A 22,087-nucleotide genomic window follows, 5' to 3' on the forward strand; every position below is an offset into this window, starting at 1 on the left:
GCGGGAGGGGGACCGGCGGGGTCTAGGCCGGCACGATCATGTGGGAGTCGGCCAGGGTGGCCAGCGCCCGCAGGTACGGACGTGCAGCCGACTCGTCGATTCCGTGCGCGGCGAGCGCGGTCCGCACGGACGGATGCTGGTGCAGGGATTCGACGATCTCGACGATCGTGGTGTTCTTCAGGAACGAGAGCTTGCGGGTCCCGAAGTGGTAGAGCAACGCCCCGAACGGCTCGGGGCGAAGCGCTACCTGCGGGTGCAGCCTCCACGTCGTATCCGGATCGAACCCTGCCGAGTCGACCTTCTGCGAGTCGAACACTGTGGTGGCGGCGTCGGCGGACACGATCAGTACACGCCGCACATGCCGTCGATGGACACCTCTTCCACGAGGGACTCCTCGACCAGGTCGGACTCGACGACGGTGTTGTCACGATCGGACATCAACTACCTCCTCGGATGGGGACTCCACGAGCGGAGCCCGGCGTCACAGACCCGTTGCGCTGTGACTCGGTTCACCACTGTAATGGCATCGAGTGCACAATGTCACCCATGGAAGGCTCACACCATGCGTAGCCGCCGGAAACCGTCCGCTCGGATAGGTCGCCGCCCCTCCACCACGAGAGAGGGGCTGAGCGCGATCGGGATCGAACTGTTCCGCGCCCGGGGATTCGACGAGACCAGCGTCGACCAGATCGCCGAAGCCGCCGGAATCGCCCGCCGCACCTTCTTCCGGTACTTCCCGTCCAAGAACGCGGTGCCGTGGGGCGACTTCGACGGCCACCTCGAACAGATGCGCGCCCACCTCGACGCGCTGCCGGGCCACGTCCCCCTCGCCGAGGCGCTGACCTCGGCGCTGCTCGACTTCAACACCTTCCCCGAGTCCGAGGCGGCGCTGCACCGCGACCGCATGGACCTGATCCTGCGGGTACCGGCGCTGCAGGCGTACTCGGTGGTGATGTACGAGGGCTGGCGCCGGGTGATCGCCGAGTACGTCGCGCGTCGCGTCGGCGCCGCCGCCGACGACCACTTCCCGCGCACCGTCGGCTATCTCGTGCTCGGCGTGGCGATGGCGGCGTACGAGCAGTGGCTCGCCGACGACTCGCTCGCGCTGCCGGAACTCTTGTCCGCCGGCATGCGCGCCCTCTACAGTGGCCTCGACGCGGCCGTCCCGTCCCTCGACGGTCCCGACGCCTCCCCCTCCTCGAAAAAGGCTGCGCTGCAATGACTGTGCTCGACTCACTCGCCCCCTGCCCGCCCGGCCGGTGGTCCCACGCCCACGTCACCGTCGAGAAGGTGAGCTCGGGCCCGATCGCCCTGCGCCGCGAGGGCGACCGGCTGCACGTGACCCACTCGCTCGGGCCCGACGACCTGAGTGAACGTCTTGTCGCCGGGGTCACCGCGTCGATCGCCGACAGCGACCTCGGACAGGAGGAGTTCGAGTTGACGATGGTCGGGCTGGTGCGCTCCACCCTGCCCGACGCCCTCGACGCGTGGGTCACCTACTACCGCAACTCGCTCACCGAACTGCTGGACGGCACCGCCGGGTTCGCCCCGATCCACGACAAGGCCGCCGAACTCGTCCGCGGCCGCGTGCTGGATCTCGGCTCCTGCTTCGGATTCCTCCCCCTGCGCCTGGCGCGCGCCGGGATCGCCGTCACCGCCACCGACATCCTGCCCGGCACCATGACCCTGCTCGAGGCCGTCGCGCCGCGGCTGGGCCTCGAGGTGGACACCGTCGTGTGCGACGCGGCCCACGTGCCCGTTCCCGACGACAGCGCCGACACCGTCACCGCAATCCATCTGCTCGAACACGTCGACGCCGCGACCGGTGCGGCCGTCGTCGCGGAGGCGCTGCGCATCGCCCGGGAGCGCGTGGTGATCGCGGTGCCGTTCGAGGACGAGGCCACCGCCTGCCACGGCCACGTGCGCACCTTCGACCTGCCCGCCCTGCGCACACTCGGCGAATCCACGGGTCTCGCGTTCGAGGCGTTCGAGCACCACGGCGGCTGGCTGGTGCTCGACGCGCGCTGATCCCGAGTCGGCCTCCTCCGCAGTGACCGAATGTCACATCGCGGCAGTCGGATCGCCGCGATGTGACATTCGGTCGCCGCCGCGGGCGGTCACTGGACGACGAGGTCGCGGCGGCGCATCGCGCTCACACCCGCCGTCGCGGTCGCCACGGCGACGAGCAGCAGCACCAGCAGCGGCAGCGGGCGCATGTCCGCGGCCGGCAGGGCCGGGACGTGGACGAACGGCGACAGGTCCAGCACCGCCTGGGGCAGGTCCAGCAGGGCGCCGAGCTGCCCGATGATCAACCACACGGCGAAGACGCCCCATGCGACGCTCGACGCCCGGCGCGGCGCCACCCCGACGCACAGCACCGCCATCGCGCCGACCAGGAGCACGGCCGGCACGAACGCCAGCGCGACGGGCAGCAGATTGCCGAGCGGACCGGTGATGTCGCCGATCGTCATTCCGTAGGAGACGGCCAACGCGACGCCCGTGACGACCTGCAGCACAATCACTCCCACCGTCACCACGGCGATGTGCGCGAGCATCCACGGCACCCGCCCGAGGGCCGTCGACAGCACCGGCTCGACCCGGCCGGACGTCTCCTCCCCGTGCATCCGCAGCACCGCCTGCACCGCGTATCCGCTGGCGAACAACGCCATCATCAGGAAGATCATCGCGAAGTACGCGTCGGTGATCGCGTCGGCTCCGCCGCCGAGCTGCTTCATCATGTCGGCGACGGCACCCTCCTCGTCGAGGAAGTTGTCCATCTCGTTCGCGACACTGCCGTAGGTGGCGGCGAGGACCGCAATGCCAAGCGCCCACCACATCAGCGTCGTGCGCTGCACCCGCCACGCGAAGCCCGCGGCGGTGGGCAGCCACGTCGCCGCCCGGTCCGGCCCCGGCCGCGGCTGCACCAACCCGGCTCCGTGATCCCGCCTGCCGGTCAGCACGTACGCGGTCCACGTCGTCGCGGCGGTGAATGCGGCGAACAGCAGCAGGATCCACCACGCGTCCACGTCGTACGGCCGGATCTGCTGCGCCCACCCGATCGGCGACAGCCACGACAGCCACATGCTCGTGACGCTGACCCCGCCCGGGTCGACGGTGCCCGCGCTGTCGCCGACGGCGCGGAGCAGGAACGCGACCCCCAGCGCCGCGCCGGCCAGCCCGTTCGCGGCCCGGGCGCCCTCGGCGACCTGCGCGGTCACGGCCGCGACGGCCGCGAACGCGACACCGGCCGCCCCGGTGGCCGCTCCGAGCGCCAGCGATCCGGACAGCGGCAGTCCGAAACCGAGAGAGACGACCGTGAGCAGCAACGCGAGCGCGACATTCGCCGCGGCGACAACGATCAGGGCGGCGGTGAGCAGGGCCCGCCGACCGACCACATTGGCCCCGACCAGTTCGGCGCGGCCGGTCTCCTCGTTCTGCCGGGTGTGCCGCACCACGGCCATGGTGCTCATCAGGCCCGCCGCCAGCGCAAGGAACAGCAGCGTCTGGGCCGCGACGACCGCTCCGAGGCTGTCGCCGGAGACCAGGCCGTTGGTGGCCAGCACCACCGGGGACACGGCGGAGCTGACGGCGATGAGGTGCAGGTCTTCCTGCGCCGGATAGAGCCCCTTCAGGCTCGACACCGAGATCGCGTAGACGATCGTGATCGCGGCCAGCCACACCGGCAGCTGCACGCGGTCGCGGCGCACCGCCAGGCGTACCAGCCGGCCGGTGCCGACGAAGGCGGCACTCATGCGCCGGCTCCCTCGCCGGCGGCCGGCCGGCCGTGCGCGAGCCGCTCGCCGGGCAGATGGATGTGCTCGCCCGGCAGTTCGTCGCCGTAGTGCCGCAGGAACAGCTCCTCCAGGGTGGGCGGGGTACTGGTGAGCGACGTGATGCCGAAGCCGAGCAGCTCGCGCAGCACCGGGTCCATGTACGCCGTGTCCACCTCGCACCGCACCCGCAATCCGTCCACCTGCAGGTCGTGCACCCCGGGCATCGTGTCCAGCCCGGCCACCGGGCGCACGGTGTCGGCCACCACCGAGGTGCGGGTCAGGTGCCGCAGTTCGGTCAGCGTGCCGGATTCGACCGTGCGGCCCTGCCGGATGATGGTGACCCGGTCGCACAGCGCCTCGACCTCCGCGAGGACGTGGCTCGACAGCAGCACCGAACACCCGTCGGCGACGGCCTCGCGGACGCAGTCCCGGAAGACCTCGTCCTTGAGCGGGTCCAGGCCCGAGGTGGGCTCGTCGAACAGGAACAGCTCCACGTCCGAGGCGAGCGCGGCGACGATCGCGACCTTCTGCCGGTTGCCCTTCGAGTACGTGCGGGCCTTCTTGGTGGGGTCGAGCTCGAAGCGTTCGAGCAGTTCGGCACGGCGGCGTTCGTCGATGCCGCCGCGCAGGCCGGCGAGCAGATCGATCGCCTCGCCACCGGTGAGGTTGGGCCACAGATTGACTTCGCCGGGCACGTAGGCGAGCCGCCGGTGCAGGTCCACCGCGTTGCGCCACGGGTCGCCGCCGAGCAGTTCGGCCCGGCCGGAATCCGCGCGCAGCAGCCCGAGCAGGACGCGGATGGTGGTGGATTTCCCGGAGCCGTTCGGGCCGAGGAACCCGTGTACCTCGCCCCGGCGGACCTCGAGGTCGAGGCCGTCGAGAGCGCGGGTGGTTCCGAACGACTTGACGAGCTGTTCCACGGAGATCGCCGCCGACATGCTGCCGAGGCTACGCCCCTACCGGCGTCCGTGTGGCGACGAATCGCGGAGAGGGCGGGGTCGGGTGAACCTTCGCAAATCGGTCGCCTAGGCTTCGCCGGGATCACTGGTTTCGAGGAACGGCACCGGTCGGTGCGCTGGAGAGGTGGGGGACGTGGCCGGACGGCTCGGTCGGGGAATCCGCAATGCGGTGGCGGGCGCGGTGGCGGCGTGCGCCGCGGTCGCCGGTGCCGGAACCGCCGTGGCCACACCCGTCTACCCGGCGCCACCGGCCGACCCGTTCTACCGCGCGGCCGCCGACATCGCCGTCGCCCCCGCCGGCGATGCGCTCGAGGTGCGGCGCGTGCCCGCGCCGCCGGGCATCGTCGACGTCGAGGCGTGGCAGGTGCGTTTCCGGTCGGCGGATTCGGCCGGTCACCCGATCCCCGCGGTGACGACGGTCCTCGCCCCCGTCGGCAAGGCCCCGGACGGCCCGCTGCTGTCGTTCCAGCACGTCATCAACGCCCTCGGCACACACTGCGCACCGTCGCAGACGCTGTGGGCGAGCGACCCGAACCTCGCCGTCCGGGAAGCCCCCGCCCTCAACCTCGTTCTCCGGCGGGGCTGGACGGTCGCGATCCCGGACCATCTCGGGCCGAACAGCGCCTACGGCGCGGCGCGCCTCGGCGGGCAGATCACCCTCGACGGCATCCGCGCCGTGCAGCGGGTCCCCGAACTCCAGCTCGCCCACAGCCCTGTCGCGCTGGCCGGCTACTCCGGCGGTGGGATGGCCACCGGGTGGGCCGCGGCGCTGGCCCCGACCTACGCCCCCGAGCTGAACCTGGTGGGTGCGGCGATGGGCGGCGTGCCGATGAACATCCGCAAGATGGCCGAGGCTCTCGGCGAGAACCCGCACCCCGCCTTCGGTCTCGCGTTCGCCGCCGCGCTGGGTCTGGAACGCGAGTATCCCGAACGGATGCGGATCAGCGCCGACCTGACCCCGGCGGGCGTGGAGATGCGTGACGCGCTGGCCAATGCCTGCACCAACGACATCCTCGCGCGCGGCGCCGGGGGCAGCCTGCGGCAGGTGAGCACCAACGCCCGCCTGGCCGACGACGCCGACGCGGTCGCCGTCGCGGAGGAGAACAGCCTCGAGCTGTATCCGGGCGTGCCGACCGTGCCGGTGTTCGAATGGCACAGCCCCACCGACGCACTCATCCCGGTGGGCGCCATCGACGCCACGCTCGACCGCTACTGCGCCGCGGGTGCGCCGGTACGCCGTGTCGAGACACCGAGCCCCGACCACATGTCGGCGGCGGTGCTCGGCCTGCCGGACGCGTTCGAGTTCCTCGGCGAGCGGTTCGACGGGGTGGCCGTCACCGGGACCTGCTGAACTACGCACCGGGCTTCCCACCCCCCGCCCGACGCAACGGTCGGGGCCACCCCCGCGGGCGGGTCAGGCGTCGAAGCGCCGGCGGGATTCTTCGATGTCGCGGAGGTATCGCTGCGTCCAGTCGCACATGCCGTCGACCGTCGCACGGAGCGCCCGACCCGGCTCGGTGAGGCAGTACTCGACCCGCGGCGGCACCGTGGGATACACCGTCCGCTCGACCAGGCCGTTGCGCTCCATCATGCGCAGGTTCTGGGTGAGCATCTTGTGGCTGATGCCGTCGATGCCCTTGCGCAACTCGCTGAAGCGCAGGGTGCCGTCACCGATCGTTTCGATGATCAACAGCGCCCACTTGTTGGCGACGTCGGAGAAGATCTCCCGCGCCAGCGAGTCTGCTCGCGTCAGGTCCGCATCTTCTGGCAGGCCGCTGAGCTGCTTGGTCACCATCGAGTTCCCCAGTTACTGAAAAGTGCGTTCTTCCACGTCAGGCAACACTCTCCTACGGTTACCGAGTAACCACAAGTGACCGAGAGAAAGTGGGCAGCATGTCCATCACCCTGGTGAACCCGAACGAACTGCCGAAGATCGACGCCTACCGCCAGGTATCCGTCGCCACCGGCTCGAAGCTGGTCTTCGTCGCCGGGCAGGTCGCCTGGGACGCCGACGGCAACACGATCGGCGCAGGCGACCTCGCCACCCAGGTCGAGCAGAGCTACCTCAACGTCGGAGCCGCCCTGGCCGCGGTCGGTGCCACCTTCGCCGACGTGACGAAGCTGACCGTCTACGTCGTCGACTGGACTCCGGACAAGATGAGTGGGTTCGTCGACGGCGTCGCCCGGGCAGCCGCGAAGCTGGGCGTCACCCCCGTAGCGCCGGGCACGCTGATCGGTGTCGCAGCACTGTCCTCTCCCGAGCACCTCGTCGAGGTCGAAGCCACCGCAGTCCTCGACTGAACCGAGTCACCGCACCCCACGCCGCGTGCTCCCGGCGGGGTTGCCACACCTGGCACCCCTGCCCGTCACTGCCTACATCGTCCAGGAGGCCTCGCCCGTCGTCACCGTTCCCAGCACCCCGCCGATCTTCGGCAGCAGCTGACCACTCGCCCCGACCCGCGGCCTGCACCGATCACCGGTGCAGGCCGCGGACTCGTCCGGCCGGGCACCGCACGCTGCGTCCACGCCCGCCCGCGCTGCCCGTGCGCCGGCACGCCCGGAAGGGACCGGTCAGATGAGCCCGCGCTTGCTGGCGGCGTACACGGCCTCGGCGCGACGGCTCACCCCGAGCTTGCGCATGATGTTGCTCACGTGGAACTTCACGGTGGTGCCCGAAATGAAAAGGCGCTCACCGATCTTCGAGTTCGACAGGCCCGCGGCCAGCAGACGCAGCACCTCGAGCTCGCGATCGGTGAGCTGTTCCTGCGGCGTGGTCTGCCCGTTGAGGGACCGCACCACCGCCGCGGCACTGCGCGAGTCGAAGGCGCTCTCGCCGCGCGACACCGCGCGGATGGCGCGCACGAGTTCGGTGGTGTCGACATCCTTGACGACGTAGCCGCGCGCCCCGGCGTGCACGGCCCGCACGACCAGCTGCTCATCGAGGAACGTGGTGAGCACCAGCAACCCGAGGCCGGGGCGGGCCGCCGACAGCTGCCCGCACAACGCCAGCCCCTCGTAGTCGGAGCCGGCCGAGAGCTTCAGGTCCATCAGCACGATGTCGGGCCGGACCCGGTCCACCAGCGCGACCGCCTCGGCCTCGTGCGACGCCTCGCCCACCACCGCCAGGTCCGGCTCCCGTTCGAGAATCGAGCGCAGCCCCTGGCGCAGGATCGCGTGGTCGTCGACGAGAACGATGCGGACCGTGCGGTTCACCGTCCCGGGAGGGGTTGCCACGTTCATCGCTGTGCTCCTGTCCGCGCCGCGTGTGCCGACGCCGCACTGTTCCCGTTGTTTCCGGTCGCCTCGTCGGCGCCCCGCTCCGCATCGACGGCCGGTTCGGGCACCGGGATGCGCACCGCCACCCGTACCCCGCCGAGGCGGGCGCGGCGCACCTCGAGAGTGCCGCCGAGCTCGTGCGCGCGGGCCTGCATGTTGGCCAGACCGCGATGCCGGCCGTCCCAGTCGTTGTCCGCGGCCAGGCGCAGCATCAGCCGCATCCGGGCCGGGTCCCCGTTGCCGTCGTCGGCGACCGCCAACAGCACCGAGTCGGGCCGGTAGGTCAGCCGCAGCACCACGCGCCGGGCGTTGGCGTGCACCGCGGCGTTGAACAGCGCCTCCCCCGCAATGCGCAGCAGCGAGTGTTCGGCCTCGCCCGGCAGTTCGACCGGCGTGCCGCCCACCCGGACCGTGATGTCGAGTTCGCCCGGCGTGTGCGCGACGCAGAGCTGCTCGAGCATCTCGGGCAGCGACGTGCGATCCGAGTCGGACGGATGGTTGAGCGCGTAGATCGCCGACCGCAGCTGCTCGACCGCGCGGCGCGTGAGCTCCTTCGCCAGGTCGAGGCGCTCGCCGCGCTCGGTGTCGGGAATGTCGCTGCGGCACACCTCGATCTGCATGCCGGCGGACAGCACGGCCTGGGTGACGCTGTCGTGCAGCTCCCGCGCGATGCGGTGGCGTTCCTCGTCGAGCGCCTGGTGCCGGTGGGCGGCGCCCAGCTGCCGTTGGGTCAGCTCCAACTGTCGGAGCGTGGCCTCGAGTTCGGCGTTACGGGCCTGCAGGTCCGCCGCCGCCCGGTTCGCCTCCTGGTAGGCCTGCTCCGCGCGCTCGAGCAACAACTGGCCACGCTGATAGAGCGCGGAATTCTGCAGCGCCACCGCGGTCTGGCTGGCGAGGATCGACAGCACGGCGTGATCGGTGCCGTCGAGCGTGCGGTGCTCCGGGGTCCACGCGGCGATCGCGCCGGCCACTCCGCCGCCGAGGACGATGGGCACGAACGCGTGATGGGTGTCGACGGCCGCGTCCCGGCCGATCGACCCCGACCGGATGTCCTCGAGGCAGCGCACGACGTCGTCCGGCAGGGGCGGACCTTCGACGTTGTCGACGAGGAACGGGGTGGCGTCGGGGCCGAGGACCAGGCGGCGCGGCCCCGCGTCGGGCAGGGTGCCGTCGGTGAGGGCGAAGACCACCCATCGGGCGCTCAGGTGGGCGCGTGCCGCCTCCGCCACGGCGCAGATCAGGGTCTCGGGGCCCTCGACGGTGCGCACCAGGGCACGCGAGATCAGCTCGAGCGCATGCACGACCCGCTCGAGGCGTTCGGCAGCCCCGCGGTACTGGGGATAGAACGTGGGCTTGCCGGAGCGCAGGCCGGTCAGCCGGGACAGGTCGGGCGCGGTCACCGGGCACCGCCCGCCCTGGTCACAGCGCCGCCCGGAACAGCGCCACCATCTGCTCGTGGGTGGCCTCGCGCGGGTTGGTGGACATGCACGCGTCGCGCAGCGCGCCGGCGGCCAGGCGTTCGAGGTCGGTCGCCTGCACCCCGAGTTCCCGCAGCCCCCGCGGCACCCCGACCTCCCGGGCGAGCCGTTCGACCCGGTCCGCGACGGCGAGTGCCGCTTCGACGGCCGGGCCGCGGTGCTCCTCGAGTCCGAGAGCGGCGGCGATCGCGACGAACGGCTCGGGATCGGACGCGGCGTTGAACCGGATGACGTGCGGGAGCAGCACCCCGTTGATGACGCCGTGCGGCAGGTCGAGCAGGCCCCCGACCTGGTGGCTCATCGCGTGCGCGGCGCCGAGGATCGCGTTGGTGAAGGCCAGGCCGGCCTCGAGGCTGGCCTGCGCCATGATCGACCGGGCCGCCATCTCCTGCGGGTCCTCGATCGTGCGTACCAGCGTGTCGGTGACGAGCCCGACGGCACGCAGGGCGTGGTGGTCGGTGAGCGGGTTGTGGGCGCGGGAGACGAAGGCCTCCACGCCGTGGGTCAGGGCGTCCAGCCCGGTGGCGGCGTTCAGGTCGTCCGGCATGGTCGTGAGCAGCCGCGGGTCGATCACGGTCAGGTCCGGGACCAGCGAACGACCGATGATGGTGATCTTGGTGCCGCGGACGGTGTCGGTGACGACGCAGAACTGGGAGACATCGGCGCCCGTGCCCGAGGTCGACGGCACCACCACCATCGGCGGGATCGGGGCCGCCGCCCGGTCCACGCCCTCGTAGTCGAGGATGCTGCCGCCGTTGGCGGCGAGCACCGCGATGCCCTTGGCGGCGTCGATCACCGAGCCGCCGCCGAGCGCGACGAGCACGTCGCAACCGTGGGCCCGGTACGTCTCGTGCCCGGCCGTGACCTCGTGGTCCTTGGGATTGGGGGTGAGGTCACCCCACACGATCGGGGTGAGGCCCTGCTCGACGAGGTGGCCGCGAAGCTCGTCGGCCCAGCCGGCCTCGATCAGGCCCGGGTCGGTGACCAGCAGGGGCCGGACCGCGCCGAGCCGCACCGCCGCGTGCGCCGCCTCGACCAGTGAACCGATCCCGAACACGATCTCCGGGGCGTGGAACTTGGCCAGCGTCGTCGCGGTGTGCTCCGATGCGACGGCCACTACGCACTCCTGACGATCCCGATTGCTGTGATCCAGCTTACGTGGCTTCGAGCCTAGCCCCTCCACGACGGGGCGGCACCGGGCCGAACGGCAGGTGCGGTACCTGCCCGATCGGGTAGGTACGCCCGAGTGCCCGGGAGCCTCCGGGCGCCGGCCGCGGGGTGAATACGAAGTGAATGCCACCACCGCGTACCACGCCGGAACGGGACATATAGGATGCACGTCGCAGGGGTGGACCGGATACGCAGGAAACGGGCTGCGCACCGACGGAAACAACCCTGGGAGAGCATCATCGACGGCCGATGGATCGTGTGGTGGCACGAGGTGGACGGCGTCACATGGCACGTCCACGACACCGAGACCGCGGCGCTCGACTCGGCGTACCGGGCGCTCCACTCCGATCGGCGGGTCGGGGATCCGGTCATCGAACGCCCCAACCGCACCCTGGTGCTGGGCAGTGAGTTCGCCGCGTATGTCAGGGCGCGGGAGGACGCGGAGGGTCGCCTGGCGATCCGCGGCACCCACCGGGTCGAGATCCGGTACCCGCTCGGCGTGGACCGGTGGATCTCGCAGGGGTGGACGTCGGAGCGGCTCGCACGGGCGAACTACGACGAGGCCCTCGAGCACTTCCGCCCCGACCGGGTCCGGCTCACGAAGCGCGACCACTGATCCCCCGCCGGCCTACCTGGCGAACTCCACGATCGGCGCGCGGCGCACGCCGGAGATCGAGGCGTGCACGACGGACATCGGCAGGAACGCAAGGACGATCAGCAACATGACGACCTCGTACGCCACGCTGCTGCGCGGATCCGGATTGCCCTTCAACCGGCCGCGGAGCGCGGTCCATGCGATTCCGTGGGCGTTGCCGACCATGATCGCCCGCACCGCCCCGAGTATCCCCTCGGCGGCGGACTTCCCGTAGACATCCACGAGACGGTGCCACGACTCGGGCGTGGGGTTGCCCCGGGTGTCGGCATAGTGCTGGGCGAACAGGACCGCGGCGACCTCGGAGTCGGGAACGTCGTCGAGGACCCCCGACAGGATGTTCCGGATCTCGGCGCTGCTCATTCCGGCCTCGAGGGCCATCTTCGTGTGGGCGTAGGAGCAGGCGCCGCAGCCGTTCACCTCGGTCACCGCCAGCATGATCCGTTCGACGAACTCGGGGCTCAGCTCGGCGCGCTTCCTGGCACCGATCAGGTGCTTCATCGATCGAACGCCCCGGTAGAAGATCCAGTAGGCCTCACGGATCGAATAGTGCTTCTTCGCGAACTGCATCGTCGTCTTCCTCAACTGTGCCCGGGATTCCGATGTGCCGGAGCACTCTCCCGTAAGCCGGCCGGTCCGCCGGCGGTGGCGTGGGCGGACGGCGCACACACACCCCGGGGGGTATTTACCGGTCCATGGTAACCATCGGCCGTTCCCCCGCCGGAGCGGGGCCGGAGGCGGCCGGCACGGGGCGCGCACTCAACGCAGTGCGTGCCCGAGCTCCGCCGCGCGGGAGAGCAACTGGGCGGCGTCCCGGGCGACGACGACGCGATCGCATTCCGGCGCGTACTCGGGCATCGCGCACGTTGCCTGGGCCCAGTAGCGCTGCGGTTCCGGGGTGACCCAGGCGAGCCGGTGCACGCGACGGCGCAGGTCCGCGAGACGGTCGGCGCGGGAGGGCAGGCCGTTGCAGCGGCCGTCGCCGACGACGAGCACGCTGGTGCGCGAGTCGACGATCCCGGCGTGCTCGGTGAGCAGCTCGTCGAGGACCCGGCCGTAGTCGCTGCTCGCCTCGAGGTCGAGGCCGGGGTGCGCCAGGACCGCGGCGAGGGCGCCGTCACCGGTGCTCGCCAGCAGCTCCCGCGTCACGTCGACGGGCCGGTCGACGAAGGCCAAAACCCGGCAGCGGTGGGCCCGGCCGTGCATGGCCTGGGCCAGGCGCAGCGTGAACGCGGTGATCGGGCGCACCGACAGGGACACGTCGGCCAGGATCAGCAGCCGGACCCGGTCCGGACGCGGGGCGCGGACGATCAGGTGGAACGGTACGCCGTCGGTGCGCATCCCGGCGCGGGCCGTGCGGCGCATGTCGAGGCGGCCGCGGCTGAACTCGCGCGGCACCGGCCGGGCCGGTCCGCGCATCCGCCGCAGCACCTCGTGGCACGCCAGCTCGATCTCGGCTCGGGACGCGACGTCACCGGCGGTGTCGGGGGCGTCGGGTTCGCCGTCCGGCAGCGGGCCGCCGAGTCCGGCCTGGGACAGTGCCGCGACGAACGCCTCGACGGCCTCGACGAGCCGGTTCAGCTGCGCCGCGGTGAGCGGTTCGTCGGCCTCGTCGTCGCCGTAGGCACGACGCGGATCGTATGCGTCGAGCCACGCGAGGATGGATTCCGGATCGTCCCAGGACAGCGAGCCGACCACGGCGGCCCCGGGATTCGCGGCCAGCTCGCCGACGGCGGCGGCGCCGGCCCGATCCACGTCGACGGTGTAGGTGACCCCGCGCCGCCCCGAGTCGGCTCCGGTGTCCACGGACAGGGCGGCGTCCGACGACGTCATGGAGACATCGTCGTCGTCCTTGTGCGGATTGAAACCCTTGTCCGCCTCGGGGGTGTCGAAGTGGTCGCCGACCTCCGCGGCACGATCGTTGTATTCGGCGTAGCGGGCGATCTCCGGATCGTCGTCGAGTTCGAGCGCGGTGGGCAGGGCCTCGGCGAACTGCGCCCGGGGCGTGGACTTCTCGCCCGCGGCCCCGGCCGCATCCGTCGCCGCGAACAGCGCGTCGAAGGCCCGGTCGAAGCCGGGCTGCTCGTGCGGGTACTTCGCGCACACCGCACGCAGACAGGCCCGCAGGACGTCGCGGTCGCGGGCCCCGACCAGGCCGAGCACGCGGCGCACCTCGATGGTCTCGGCGGGCGAGGCCGACACCCCGTGCCGGCGCAGCAGGCGCCCGAACACGGCGGCGACCACGTCGAGGGGATACGAGGTGCGCATCGTCGCCAGCGGCGTCACGGGCATCGCGTCACCGCCGCGCGCCGATGCCGACGCCGCCGCGGCCGCCGCCACCGCCGCGCCCCCGGAACACCGCGGTGGTCGTGTTGGCCGGCCGGGACGCGACGGTGGCCCGCTCGGGCCGCTCCCCCGCCGGTTCGGCCGGGGCCGGGACGGCCTCGGCCGGACTCCCGTCGAGACGTGCGCGGACCAGGTCGGCGTCGCCGGTGTACTTGAGGAGCGTCGCGAGCAGGATGTCGCGGATCTGCCGGAGGGAGGTGTGGTCGCCGCCGCCTCGCCGCAGGACGGTCGCGGCGCGCGCGGCGTCGATCACCTCCGAGATGGACGGGCTCTTGCGCAACGGCAGGTCCCGGAGGGTGCGGGCCAGGTCCACCACCTCGGCGGCAGTCACCGTGTCGACCTCGGGGGCCCGGGCGGTGACGATCTCGCGCTCACGTTCGGGGGTGGGATAACCGACGTGGTAGTGCAGGCAGCGGCGCTTGAGGGCGGGCGAGAGTTCGCGGGTGTCGTTGGAGGTCAGGATCACCCACGGCGAGGACCGGGCTGTGAAGGTGCCCACCTCGGGAATGGTGACCTGCCCCTCGGCGAGGACCTCGAGCAACAGCGCCTCCATGGACTCCTCGGTGCGGTCCACCTCGTCGACGAGGAGCACCACCGGTTCCGGGGAGAGGATCGCCTCGAGCAGGGGGCGCACGGCGAGGAACTTCTCGGAGTACAGGCCGAAGTCCTGCGCGGCGAGGAACCGGGACGCCTCGGCGACGTCGGGGTACGCGGCGAGCTGCTCGCCGATGCGGTCGCGCAGCATCTGCACGTGCAGCAGCTGCTTGGCGTAGTCCCACTCGTACAGCGCGCGGCTGTCGTCGAGGCCCTCGTAGCACTGCAACCGCACCAGCCTGCGCCCGCCGGCGGCGGCGAGCGCCTTGGCCAGCTCGGTCTTGCCGACGCCGGCCGGGCCCTCGAGCAGCAGGGGCCGCTGGAGCGCGGTGGCGAGGTGGACGACGACCGCGAACTCGTCGTCGGCGATGTAGTCGTGGCGGCGCAGCGCGTCGGCGAGTTCCGGTCCGCTGGCGAAGCTGGTCATCGGTGCTCCTGTGTCGTCGGCACTCGAGGGAGGTGGGTGTGCCCGGGGCGGGTCGCCCCGCCCCGGGCACGGGATCGGTCGAGCAGGTGGGTCAGTAGGACCGGTTGATGCAGTGGTCGACGACCGGGATCATCGACTCGACCGTCACCTCACGCGGGTTGCCCGGGGTGCACCAGTCGCCCTGGATGTGCTCGGAGATGGCCCGCACGGTCTTCTCGTCGCCCTTGATGACGTCACCGCGGCCGGCGTACTTGCCGGTGTTCATGCGGTTCTTCTCGTACGAGTCGACGCGCACCTGACCGAAGTTGTCGGGGATCCCGACGTCCTTGGCGAGCCGGATGGCGGCCTCGACCGCGGCGTCCGCGGCCTGGACGGTGGTCATGTTGCGGGTGTCGACGCCCATCGCGGTGGCGATGCGGGCGTAGTGCTCGTAGCGCGAGGGCAGGTTGTACTCCCACACGCGCGGCAGGGCGATGGCGTTGTTGAGGCCGTGGTGGCTGTCGAAGAAGGCGGACACGGCGTGCGAGATGGAGTGCACGATGCCCAGGCCGCCCGAGTTGAAGGCCTGCGCGGCGATGTACTGGGCGTTCATCATGCCCTCGCGCGCCTTGAGGTTGCGCGGCTCGAAGGTGGCCTCGCGCAGGTGCTTGGCGACGAGTTCGATCGAGTACAGGGCGTTGCCGAGCGACGGCGCGAAGTCCAGCCGCGAGACGAACGGCTCGGAGCCGTGGGCGAGGACGTCGAAGCCGCAGTAGGCGGTGAAGTGCTGCGGGCAGGTGTAGTACAGCAGCGGGTCGTCGATGGCGAGGGTGACGATCGTGGCCTCGTCGAAGCCGACCCACTTGTGCGGGTGCTCCATGTCCGAGGTGTCGGTGATGACGTACGCCCAGGAGGTCTCCGAGCCGGTGCCGGCCGTGGTGGAGACGGCGATGTGCGGCGGGTTCTCCTTGTTGGTGGACTTGGCGAAGCCCTCGAACTCGTTGATGTTGCGGCCGTCGTGGGCGATGACCACGCGGGCGCCCTTCGCGGCGTCGTGGCTCGAGCCGCCGCCGACGGAGATGATGGAGTCGCACTTCTCCTGCTGGTAGAGGGCGGCGGCCTCCATGACGTTGTAGTCCTTGGGGTTGGACTCGACCTTGTCGTACAGGACGACCTCGACACCCTGGTACTCGATCTTGCCGATGAGCTCCTCGATGATGCCCGAGCCGCGCAGGCCGGTCGTCATCAGCAGGGTGCGCTTGAAGCCCAGGTTCTTCGCCTCGACACCGATGATGTCGTGGGCGCCGACACCCATCAGCGCCCGGGGGAAGGGGTGGAACTCCTTGATGGGAAAGTCCCAGATCTGGTTGAGTTCGATGGCCATCGCGTTTCTCCTGGTGTGTCGGCCGGAAGTGGTGGTTCGAAGGGGGCGGCCGGTGTGACCGGCGTCTCTTCCCTTCCCCACTCTCGGGCCCGATCACGCTCCCGGAAAGGGGTTCGAGCCCGAACCGTCCGGTCGCGGGACCGAAGCCGTCCGGTCGAGCGCGCGGGCCTACCCGATCGGGCAGGTGCGGTTCCCGCTGATCGGGAGCCGACCGGACCCCGGTGCACCCCGTCCCGGTAGCGTCGTCTTGCTGATACCCTGAAACTAGAACGCGTTCTAGATTGCTTCGCCCGCTCCACGGAAGGACCGACCTGGCCATGACGACAGTCGAGGTGCCGCACGGCTCGCGATCCGCGATCCTGACCGTCTCCGCAGTCATCGAGGAGACGCCGGACTCGCGCTCGATCGTCTTCGACGTGCCGGCCGAGTTCCAGGACAAGTTCGCGTACAAGCCCGGACAGTTCCTGACCCTGCGTATCCCGAGCGAGCAGACCGGCTCCGTGGCCCGCTGTTACTCGCTGGCCAGCTCCCCGTACACCGACGACGCCCCCAAGGTCACGGTCAAGCGGACCGTCGACGGTTACGGGTCCAACTGGCTGTGCGACCGGATCTCCGCCGGCGACCGACTCGAGGTACTGCCGCCGTCGGGAGTGTTCACCCCGAAGTCCCTCGACCACGACTTCCTGCTGTTCGGCGCCGGCAGCGGCATCACTCCCGTCATCTCGATCCTCAAGTCGGCACTGACCCAGGGCTCGGGCACGGTCGTGCTGGTCTACGCCAACCGCGACGAGGCGTCGATCATCTTCGCGGACGAGCTGCGGGCGCTGGCGGAGAAGTACCCCACCCGGCTCACCGTCGTGCACTGGCTCGAGTCCGTGCAGGGCCTGCCGTCCGCCGACCAGCTCGCCACCCTGGTGACCCCGTACACGAGCCACGAGGCGTTCATGTGCGGACCCGGTCCGTTCATGGACGCCGTGCACCGGGCGCTGCAGGCCGCAGGCATGCCGCGCTCCCAGGTGCACGCGGAGGTGTTCAACTCCCTCGCGGGAGACCCGTTCGCCGACCACACCCCCGTCGAGGTGAGCGACGAGGAGGCGGCCGACGCCGCGACCGTGGAGGTCGAGCTCGACGGCGAGACCCACACGATCCCGTGGCCGCGCTCCCAGACCCTGGTCGACATCATGCTCGCCAAGGGCATCGACGTGCCCTACTCCTGCCAGGAGGGCGAGTGCGGCTCGTGCGCCTGCACCGTCCTCGAGGGCAAGGTCGAGATGGACAACTGCGAGATCCTCGACCCCGAGGACATCGAGGCCGGCTACGTGCTCGGCTGCCAGGCCCACCCGGTGACGGACACGGTCAAGATCGTCTTCTGAGACGGCGCAGGGGCCCTCCGTCCGGCTCGTCCGGACGGAGGGCCCCTGCGTGTACGCGCCGGCAATCCCCGCCTCAGCGGACGAGAACCGGTACCTCCGCGAGTTGTGCGACCGGCTGCCGCGGGCCGCGCAGCGCCACGCCCGCCCCGGCCCCGAGGGCGAGCACGATCACGGCACAGCCGTAGCCCAGCGTCGTTGCGGTCAGCCCGAACGCGCCCGTCGCCAGGCCCGCGAGCACCGCGGGCACGGAGAACGCGAGGTAGCAGACGACGAACGTGGTGGCGAAGAGGCGCCCGCGCTCGTGCGGCGCCGCCAGGGCGCCGATGACGTTCATCGCGCCCAGGAACGCCGCCCCCCAGCCGAAGCCCGCGACGGCGGTACCGGCGAAGTACGCCACGGCCCAGCCACCGAGCACGGCGGTCACGACGACGCCGACGCCGGTGGCGAGGATCGCGGTCCCCGCGACGACGACGCGCCGCGGGTCGGAGCCGCGCAGCACCGTCGCGGCAACCGAGCCGGAGGCGAAGAGCGTGAAGATCGCCAGCCCCGCGACGAGGCGGTTGCCGATACCGAAGACCGTGCCCACGATCGACGGGCCGAGGGACATGTAGAGGCCGCCGAGCGACCACGCCGACAGCAGACCGGGCAGGATCACCAGGTACGGGCCCCGCACGTCCGCCGGCACCGACGCGCTCGGCAGCAGGCTGCGCAGTGCGGCCCGGCGGGACGCGAAGCCCGGCGCGGGTGCCCGGTCGGGGACGAAGACGAGCACGACGGCCAGCGCCAGCGCGATCACGACGACGAGGGCATAGACGAGGACGGTGGGAAGGGGCGCGAACTGCACGAGCAGGCCCGCCCCCGCGGCGCCGAGGGCGAGCCCGAGCGACGGCGCCACGCTGTTGACGAAGGATCCGAGGCGCGGGTTCGGTTGCAGATCGATCACGGCGGCGCTGACGGCGCCGGTCGCCGCGCCGACCGCGAGACCCTGCAGCACGCGGGCCAGCACGAGCCAGCCCACGTCGTCGGCGAGGACGAACACGCCCATGCTCACCACGAGCAGCAGCAGCGCCCCGATCAGGACCGGCCGGCGGCCGACGTGATCGGAGATCGAGCCGATCGTCAGCAGCGTGGCGAGCAGGGCAAGCGCGTAGACGGCGAAGACGGCGGTCAGCATTCCCGCGGAGAAACCCCACTGCTGCTGGTACAGCGGATAGAGCGGGGAGGGGGCGGACGACGACGCGGTGAGTAGAAAGCTGGCCGTGCCCACCGCCGCGAAACCGCAACGGCGTGGCAGGGTGCGGCCCGGCGTCGGCTCCGGCATCGGACCTCCTGAGAACTCGTGCGGGAAGGCCGACAGTTCGTTGGCCAAGGCAACGATCTAGTGGAACACACGCACCGCGGAGATCATTCCCCCCTCTGTCACCGATCCGCAAAAAACCCCTCCCAACTGCACCGGAGCGTTACCGCAGTGCAATCCCCCACACCATTGACCGACCGGTCGATCAGGTCTATACCGAAGTCAGGACACAATCCCCACTAGGAGGCTCGACATGTTCTCCGACAGCCGGCTACAGGACTACGTGGCCGTGATCCTGGGCGTCTTCACCGCCCTCTCCCCGCTGTGGGTCGCCAACGACAACACGACGATGTGGACCCTGATCGTCCTCGGCGTGCTGATCGCGCTGACCGGACTGGCGCAGATCGTCCGGCCCACCATGGCCGCGATCGACTACGCGATGGGCGTCTTCGGCGTGCTGCTGTTCCTCTCCCCCTGGGTCATGGGCTTCACCGAGTACAGCGGTGCATCCTGGACGGCCTGGGTGGTGGGCGTGCTCACCGTGGTCGTCGCGGTGGCGGCACTGCCTGTGATGAGTGCCCGGATGCACGGACACGGCGGACTGGCCACGCACCACTGATCACGGCGCGGAAGGCCGCGACAGCGGCCTTCCGCACGCGGAGGGCGGGAGCCGAGGCCCTCGCCCTCCGTCCACACCGCCCTCCGTCCCACAACCCGGCGCCTTCACACCCTTGCCGGTGCACCCGGAAGTGAGCGCCATGAGCACCCCGGGCTCGACACCGCCGCGCCGTCGCGCGCGGCGGGACAACGCCGCGCGTGTCCACATCCTCGACGCCGCCGAGACCCTCTTCGCCGCCCACGGCTTCGACGCCACCTCGACGACCGCGATCGCCGCCGCCGCGGACGTGCCCAAGGGACTGATCTTCTACTACTTCCCGACCAAGGAGTCGATCCTCGAGACGCTCGTCGCCGAGCGGCTGCCGGCCGAACCGATCCAGGACGTCACCGGCCTCGTCTCCCCCGGCGACCCGGCGGCCAGCCTCGTCAACCTCGACGCCGCCCTCGACCTGCGCACCCACCACTCCTCGCTGCTCCGGGTGATCTGGCGTGAGGCGGAGACGCATCCGGGCCTGCGCACCCCGCTGCGCCGGCTGCGGACGTCCCTGCAGGAGGCCACCATGCGGGTGCTGCAGGCCAGCGTGCCCGGCCCGATACAGCCGGGCACCCTGCGCACCTGCGCGACGACGTGGGTGTCGGCGATGTTCTCCGCCGCCACGGTCGACCGGCTGTTCGGCCTCGACGGGCCTTCCCCCGACGAACTCGGCGGCATCGCGCGGCTCGTCGCCGCGGGCATGACCGGGATGGGCTGAGCAGGGCGGCGGATCAGCGCGTCTCGGCCCGGGGAGCCTCGTCGCCGGGCAGACCGGCGGTCGGGTCGCCGATGCCGTCGACGAGCTGCCGGCCCGCCGGGAAGCTGAGGGCGCCGGGGGGCAGATCGCCCGGCCTCCCGCTGAGGAACACCTCGACCCGCCCGCTGCCCGCCCACGGCCGGCCGAGGGCGTCGATGCGGCGCAGGGTCTGGGCCGCCACCGCCTCGGCGCTGTCGAACAGACGCACACCGGGCGGCAGGTGCGCGGCGATGGTGTCGGCCACCAGCGGGTAGTGGGTACAGCCGAGGACGACGCCACCCACGTCGGGCGGGGTCCGCTGCGCCGCGGCCGCGATCGCCGCGGCCGCAGCGGTCGTGTCGCCGCGGTCGATGGCATCGGCGAGCCCGTGGCAGGCCACCCCCACCACGTCGCGGTCCCCGGCGAACCGGGCGACCAGCTCGGCCTGGTAGCGGCTGGCGGTGGTCGCGGCGGTGGCCCAGATCGCCACCGATTCGCACGCCGCGGCGGCCGGCTTGATCGCCGGCACCGTTCCGATCACCGGGATCTCGTCACCGAGCGTCTCGCGCACGTGCTCGAGCGCGGTCACGGACGCCGTGTTGCACGGCAGCACGACCACCTCGGCGCCCCGGGTCACGGCCCGCTCCGCGGTGCTCACGACCCGCTCGATCACCCAGTCCCCGGGCTTCGGTCCCCACGGGGCGCCGTCCGGGTCCATCGAGAGCATCAGATCCAGTTCGGGACGCAATCGGCGCAGCCATGCAGACGTCGGCAGGAGGCCGAGACCCGAGTCGATGAGCGCAACGATCACCACACGAATCTAGCGCTCGCCGTCCCGGCGGCTAGGACGTGGGCGCGAGGATCTCCGTGATCGGCGCGCCCACGGCGATCTTGCCTCGCATTTTCATCACCGGCCCGGCCAGTCCCGCGCCGACCACACCGGTGAGACGACCGTCGCGCTCGTAGTAGGCGAGGAACTTGCGGCCGTCGTCACGCACCACGTGCACGGTGTCGTCGGCGCGGACCGCACCGAGGGCCTGGATCTTCACGTCGTACTGGTCGCTCCAGAAGTACGGCACCCGCGCGGCGTCGGCGACGGTGGACCCGAGCAGCGCGCCGGCGAGCACCTTCGCCTGCTCCCCCGCGTTCGTCCAGTGCTCGAGACGCGCGCACCGACCGTCCGAGACCTCCCAGGCCGCGACGTCCCCGACCGCCCACACGTGCGGGGCCGAGGTGCGGCCCACGCCGTCGCACACCACACCGTTGTCCACCCGCACCCCCGAACCGTCGAGCCAGTCGGTGACCGGCACCGAGCCGATCCCCACCACCACCAGGTCCACGTCGAGGTCGGTGCCGTCGCTCAGGACCGCGCCGGTGACCCGCCCGTCGCCGCGCAGGGCGCGCACCCCCACGCCGGCCCGCACGTCGACACCTTCGTCGGTGTGCAACCGGGCCACCAGCGCGCCGACCCGCTCGCCGAGCACCGACGCCAGCGGCGTCGGCTGCGGCTCGACCAGCACCACGTCCATGCCCCGCGCCCGCAGGCTCGCCGCGACCTCGCAGCCGATGAACCCGGCGCCGACGATCAGCGCCCGCCCGCCCGGGACGACCGCCGCGCGCAGGGCCCGGCTGTCGTCCACGGAGCGCAGCACGTGCACCCCGGCGAGCCCGGCCGTGCCGGGCAACCGCCTAGGTCGCAACCCGGTCGCGACGATCAACTCGTCGAAGCCGACGCTCTGCCCGTCGGACAGCGCGACGGTGCGGGCCGCCGCGTCCAGCGCCTGCACCCGCACACCCAGGCGCAGCTCGATGCGCTGGTCGTCGAAGAACTCCCGCGGCCGCAGGGTGGTGTCGTCGGTCCCGCCACGGACGACGTCCTTCGACAGCGGGGGCCGGTCGTAGGGCAGATGCGGCTCGTCGCCGATCAGGACGAGCTCGCCGTCGAATCCACCGTGGCGCAGTTCCTCGGCGGCACGCACCCCCGCCAGCCC

The 22,087-nt window shown here is 71.6% G+C and carries 23 protein-coding genes; 8 read left to right on the forward strand and 15 right to left on the reverse strand.

The features are described 5' to 3' along the window. Positions 1–22: 22 nt before the first annotated feature. Complete coding sequence (mftB, locus tag G6039_RS25960; RefSeq protein WP_043800552.1) at positions 23–358, reverse strand: mycofactocin biosynthesis chaperone MftB; 336 nt, start codon at positions 356–358, stop codon at positions 23–25. Further along, entirely contained in the window at positions 343–438 is a 96-nt protein-coding gene (mftA, locus tag G6039_RS25965; protein WP_065922321.1) for a mycofactocin precursor MftA, read from the reverse strand. The genes mftB and mftA overlap by 16 nt, the downstream gene beginning before the upstream one ends. Positions 439–562: 124 nt before the next feature. Between mftA and mftR the strand changes: the two genes are divergently transcribed. Together mftR and mftM are read left to right on the forward strand one after the other, a co-directional pair. Further along, positions 563–1,222 carry a mycofactocin system transcriptional regulator gene (gene mftR, locus G6039_RS25970; RefSeq protein ID WP_029544997.1) on the forward strand — a complete coding sequence of 220 codons (660 nt, stop codon included), beginning with the start codon at positions 563–565 and terminating at the stop codon, positions 1,220–1,222. Next, entirely contained in the window at positions 1,219–2,028 is an 810-nt protein-coding gene (mftM, locus tag G6039_RS25975; RefSeq protein ID WP_006932884.1) for a mycofactocin oligosaccharide methyltransferase MftM, read from the forward strand. Before mftR ends, mftM begins: the two co-directional genes overlap by 4 nt. A gap of 89 nt (positions 2,029–2,117) precedes the next feature. Here the strand turns inward: mftM and G6039_RS25980 are convergent, their stop codons facing one another. Both G6039_RS25980 and G6039_RS25985 read right to left on the reverse strand, forming a co-directional pair. Next, a complete protein-coding gene (locus G6039_RS25980) occupies positions 2,118–3,752 on the reverse strand; it encodes an ABC transporter permease (protein ID WP_043800555.1) in 1,635 nt (544 codons plus the stop codon). Further along, positions 3,749–4,711 (reverse strand): ABC transporter ATP-binding protein, encoded by a 963-nt coding sequence (locus G6039_RS25985; RefSeq protein WP_006932880.1) that lies wholly within the window; start codon positions 4,709–4,711, stop codon positions 3,749–3,751. The genes G6039_RS25980 and G6039_RS25985 overlap by 4 nt, the downstream gene beginning before the upstream one ends. A 154-nt stretch (positions 4,712–4,865) precedes the next feature. Here G6039_RS25985 and G6039_RS25990 point away from each other — a divergent pair, with 154 nt between their 5' ends. Beyond that, positions 4,866–6,083, forward strand: coding sequence for a lipase family protein (locus G6039_RS25990; RefSeq protein ID WP_174824739.1), 1,218 nt, complete (start codon positions 4,866–4,868; stop codon positions 6,081–6,083). Between the two features lie 63 nt (positions 6,084–6,146). On the opposite strand, the gene G6039_RS25995 is transcribed toward G6039_RS25990, so the two are convergent. After that, entirely contained in the window at positions 6,147–6,527 is a 381-nt protein-coding gene (locus G6039_RS25995; RefSeq protein WP_006932876.1) for a winged helix-turn-helix transcriptional regulator, read from the reverse strand. Between the two features lie 98 nt (positions 6,528–6,625). Between G6039_RS25995 and G6039_RS26000 the strand changes: the two genes are divergently transcribed. Then, positions 6,626–7,033 (forward strand): RidA family protein, encoded by a 408-nt coding sequence (locus G6039_RS26000; RefSeq protein WP_029545001.1) that lies wholly within the window; start codon positions 6,626–6,628, stop codon positions 7,031–7,033. A 270-nt stretch (positions 7,034–7,303) separates the two neighbouring features. Here the strand turns inward: G6039_RS26000 and G6039_RS26005 are convergent, their stop codons facing one another. From G6039_RS26005 to G6039_RS26015, 3 genes are read right to left on the reverse strand one after another with little or no spacing between them, the layout of a single operon-like run. Next, positions 7,304–7,972 (reverse strand): MadR family response regulator transcription factor, encoded by a 669-nt coding sequence (locus tag G6039_RS26005; protein ID WP_006932871.1) that lies wholly within the window; start codon positions 7,970–7,972, stop codon positions 7,304–7,306. Beyond that, the gene (locus G6039_RS26010; protein ID WP_006932869.1) at positions 7,969–9,408 is read right to left on the reverse strand and encodes a MadS family sensor histidine kinase; all 1,440 of its coding nucleotides are present in this window, start codon (positions 9,406–9,408) and stop codon (positions 7,969–7,971) included. Before G6039_RS26010 ends, G6039_RS26005 begins: the two co-directional genes overlap by 4 nt. A gap of 19 nt (positions 9,409–9,427) precedes the next feature. Beyond that, entirely contained in the window at positions 9,428–10,603 is a 1,176-nt protein-coding gene (locus G6039_RS26015; protein WP_006932868.1) for an iron-containing alcohol dehydrogenase, read from the reverse strand. A 324-nt stretch (positions 10,604–10,927) separates the two neighbouring features. On the opposite strand from G6039_RS26015, the gene G6039_RS26020 reads away from it, so the two are divergent. Further along, positions 10,928–11,272, forward strand: a complete 345-nt coding sequence (locus tag G6039_RS26020) for a hypothetical protein (RefSeq protein WP_230304502.1) — start codon at positions 10,928–10,930, stop codon at positions 11,270–11,272. A gap of 12 nt (positions 11,273–11,284) precedes the next feature. On the opposite strand, the gene G6039_RS26025 is transcribed toward G6039_RS26020, so the two are convergent. The 4 genes from G6039_RS26025 to mdo all read right to left on the reverse strand — a co-directional run bounded on the left by G6039_RS26025 (position 11,285) and on the right by mdo (position 16,038). After that, positions 11,285–11,878 carry a carboxymuconolactone decarboxylase family protein gene (locus G6039_RS26025; RefSeq protein WP_006932864.1) on the reverse strand — a complete coding sequence of 198 codons (594 nt, stop codon included), beginning with the start codon at positions 11,876–11,878 and terminating at the stop codon, positions 11,285–11,287. Positions 11,879–12,067: 189 nt separating this feature from the next. Further along, positions 12,068–13,600, reverse strand: coding sequence for a MadC family VWA domain-containing protein (gene madC / locus G6039_RS26030; protein ID WP_029545007.1), 1,533 nt, complete (start codon positions 13,598–13,600; stop codon positions 12,068–12,070). Positions 13,601–13,604: 4 nt separating this feature from the next. Continuing rightward, entirely contained in the window at positions 13,605–14,675 is a 1,071-nt protein-coding gene (locus tag G6039_RS26035) for a MadB family AAA-type ATPase (RefSeq protein WP_043800560.1), read from the reverse strand. Between the two features lie 91 nt (positions 14,676–14,766). Then, positions 14,767–16,038 carry an NDMA-dependent methanol dehydrogenase gene (gene mdo, locus G6039_RS26040; protein ID WP_006932857.1) on the reverse strand — a complete coding sequence of 424 codons (1,272 nt, stop codon included), beginning with the start codon at positions 16,036–16,038 and terminating at the stop codon, positions 14,767–14,769. A gap of 317 nt (positions 16,039–16,355) precedes the next feature. On the opposite strand from mdo, the gene G6039_RS26045 reads away from it, so the two are divergent. Next, positions 16,356–17,411: a ferredoxin--NADP reductase gene (locus G6039_RS26045; protein WP_006932856.1), complete on the forward strand. Its 1,056-nt coding sequence runs from the start codon at positions 16,356–16,358 to the stop codon at positions 17,409–17,411. A gap of 73 nt (positions 17,412–17,484) precedes the next feature. On the opposite strand, the gene G6039_RS26050 is transcribed toward G6039_RS26045, so the two are convergent. Beyond that, positions 17,485–18,732 carry an MFS transporter gene (locus tag G6039_RS26050; RefSeq protein WP_043800563.1) on the reverse strand — a complete coding sequence of 416 codons (1,248 nt, stop codon included), beginning with the start codon at positions 18,730–18,732 and terminating at the stop codon, positions 17,485–17,487. Positions 18,733–18,961: 229 nt separating this feature from the next. Here G6039_RS26050 and G6039_RS26055 point away from each other — a divergent pair, with 229 nt between their 5' ends. Together G6039_RS26055 and G6039_RS26060 are read left to right on the forward strand one after the other, a co-directional pair. Next, positions 18,962–19,327, forward strand: a complete 366-nt coding sequence (locus G6039_RS26055) for an SPW repeat domain-containing protein (protein WP_006939196.1) — start codon at positions 18,962–18,964, stop codon at positions 19,325–19,327. Positions 19,328–19,466: 139 nt separating this feature from the next. Beyond that, entirely contained in the window at positions 19,467–20,078 is a 612-nt protein-coding gene (locus G6039_RS26060; protein ID WP_029545013.1) for a TetR/AcrR family transcriptional regulator, read from the forward strand. A 13-nt stretch (positions 20,079–20,091) separates the two neighbouring features. On the opposite strand, the gene G6039_RS26065 is transcribed toward G6039_RS26060, so the two are convergent. Together G6039_RS26065 and G6039_RS26070 are read right to left on the reverse strand one after the other, a co-directional pair. Further along, positions 20,092–20,907 carry a glutamate racemase gene (locus G6039_RS26065; protein WP_043800641.1) on the reverse strand — a complete coding sequence of 272 codons (816 nt, stop codon included), beginning with the start codon at positions 20,905–20,907 and terminating at the stop codon, positions 20,092–20,094. 31 nt (positions 20,908–20,938) lie between these two features. Next, on the reverse strand, positions 20,939–22,087 hold a 1,149-nt coding region (locus G6039_RS26070), incomplete at its 5' end, for an NAD(P)/FAD-dependent oxidoreductase (protein ID WP_164528142.1).

This window comes from Rhodococcus aetherivorans, from assembly GCF_011058165.1.
GTDB classification, from domain to species: Bacteria; Actinomycetota; Actinomycetes; order Mycobacteriales; family Mycobacteriaceae; genus Rhodococcus; species Rhodococcus aetherivorans.